The organism is Skermanella sp. (assembly GCF_059503625.1).
This window is the reverse complement of record NZ_JCACHA010000398.1, coordinates 1-2,518: the sequence shown is the minus strand read 5'-3', so window position 1 is coordinate 2,518 and position 2,518 is coordinate 1. Positions and strand designations below refer to the sequence as shown.

The 2,518-nt window shown below is 55.8% G+C and carries 1 protein-coding gene; it reads left to right on the top strand.

All coding sequences use genetic code 11. The features are described 5' to 3' along the window. Positions 1-687: 687 nt before the first annotated feature. On the top strand, positions 688-2,518 hold a 1,831-nt coding region (locus AC5JJ6_RS08835; RefSeq protein ID WP_496041680.1), incomplete at its 3' end, for a cadherin-like domain-containing protein.

Genomic DNA, 2,518 nt, shown 5'->3' with positions numbered 1-2,518 from the left:
CATGACACTGCAAATAAGAGACTATACGACTTAATGCGCCGTAGAATAAAAATTTATGTATTAACGTTTGTTTCTGTCGAATGGCAGTCAATGAACAAGCAAAACGTCATAGGCCTCGAGTAATACTCTGTTTAAACACATTATTAATGATTCCATGTCTTTATAACCAAACATAAGCGACTTGATGACGGCAAGTTTATTTGGTCATTGAACGAGTTGACTGCACAAGAGAGTAGAAAAGGAGGATAATATGAAGAAAATTTTCGTAAGTATCTTAGGGTGCGAGACAGCCCCCCATTGACGTGCAGCGGCGCACTGTCAGCTTGGAAAGCATTGGATCGAGTTACACAGCCACCAACATCTTCCAACCGTAAAAACAAAGAAACATCAATCATGGAAGTAAAAGCGAAACATACCATAGTTTTGCAAAAATACATATATGGGATTTGTTATTGCTAAGACAAGCTGAATCAATAAAACGGCTCTGCTATCAAAAAAAATCGCGTGGATATCCAAGGCGGCTTTGTTAACGCCGCCTTCGATATCCATGCGGCGAAACTGACCGTCGCATGGATCCCTGCCTCCCCCGCACCGGAGTCGACCGCGGGTGCGGGGGAGTGGAGATGAGGACCCATCCTTGGGTTCTTCCGGTAAGGCTTTACCAAACTGTCTCTAAGAGGCGCAATCGTGACGACTTTTGAAACAATCAAGTCCTACTACGAGAATATCCTGCAGCGCCCCGCCGCCGATGATGAGGCCAATGGCTGGGCATCGCGGGTGGAGTCGGGCGACCTCACCCTGCAGCAGGTCCGTGAGATTTTCATCAGCTCGGAAGAGGGGCAGCACGTCCAGGACATCATCCGCCTCTACCAGGGTTCCTTCAACCGCGTTCCGGATCAGGGTGGCCTCAAGACCTGGGTCAATTCCGGCTATTCGCTCGAAGACATCGCGGCCGGTTTCACGAGCTCCGATGAATTCACAAACCTCTACAAGACCAACGAGCCCACCGAAGAGTTCATCACGTCTCTCTATAGGAACGTGCTGGGCCGCGAACCGGATGCCGAAGGCCTGAACAACTGGCTGAATTCCGGCATGAGCGCGCACACGATCCTGATGCGCTTCACCGAATCCGAGGAATTCCGCGGCGAGGCCGGCGCCTCGGTCGCCAAGTTCCTGGATCGCGCAGGCGAAGGCAAGAACGTTTACGAGGGCACCCTCTACAACGACGCTCCGGTTGCCGGCGATGCGGTCGAACTGCCGTCCATCAAGCAGGACAGTGGCATCGTTACCCTCAAGGCTGCCGAACTGCTGGCCAACGTCAAGGATGCCGACGCGGATGAAGTGAGCGTCAAGTCGGTATCGGTCGATGAGGCCGCCGGTAAGCTGACCGATAACGGCGACGGCACCTGGACCTTCACCCCGGACACTGGCTACAACGGCACCGTAACCTTCAACGTAGTCGTCACCGACGGCTCGCTCGACACGCCCACGACCGCCACTCTCAAGGTCACTCCCGCAGAAGTCGTCAACGCCGCTCCGGTCGCCGAATCCGATTTCGTCGTGACGAAAGAGGGAGACGAGATCGTTGCCGGCCAGCTCATGGCCTCGGATGCCGATGGCGACGCACTCACCTTCACCCAGCTAGGCGAACCGGTTGCCGGCCTGACCATCAACGCCGACGGCAGCTACACCTTCGATCCCTCGAACGAAGCTTACGAGAGCCTTGCCGCGGGCGAGAAGAAGTCCTTCGTCGTCACCTATCAGGTCGTAGACGGCAAAGGTGGCGTAAGCTCCAACAATCTGACGATCGAACTGACCGGTACCGAGCCGAACGATCCGAACAGCGATCCGGTCGCCGTAGCCGATTTCGTCGTCACGAACGAAGGCGATGAGCTCGTCTCCGGCCAGTTGAAGGCTTCGGACCTCGATGGCGACGAACTCACCTTCACTCAGGTCAGCGAAGCGGTTGCCGGCCTGACCATCAACGCCGATGGCAGCTATACCTTCGATCCGACCGATGCCGCGTACGAGAGCCTTGCCGAAGGTGTTAAGGAAACGTTCGTCGTCAAGTATAAGGTCGAAGACGGCAAGGGCGGCTGGAACACCGCACAGCTTACCCTCGAGATGACCGGCGTCAACGACGGGCCGGATGTGGTCGGCGTCAAGGAGAACAGCACGATCGTCCAGGGTGCGGCTACCGCTGTTTTTGCCGGTGCCACCATCTCCGACGCCGAAGCCAACTATGCCGGTGGCAAACTGACGATCTCGATCGCTGCCGGTGCGGATGCGAACGGTACTGACAAGCTGGCGTTCGCCGGTCCCCATGTCATCCTGACGGGCAACGCTTCCAAGAAGTCGATCATCATCGATATCGACGGCAACAAGACCACGACTATCGACCAGAAGATCATCGGCACTCTGACCGGCGGCGATTTTGTGCCTGCCGACCCCAGCAAGGGTGCCGCCGCTTACTACAATCCTCTGGTCGTTACGCTTAACCAGTATGCGACCGACGAGC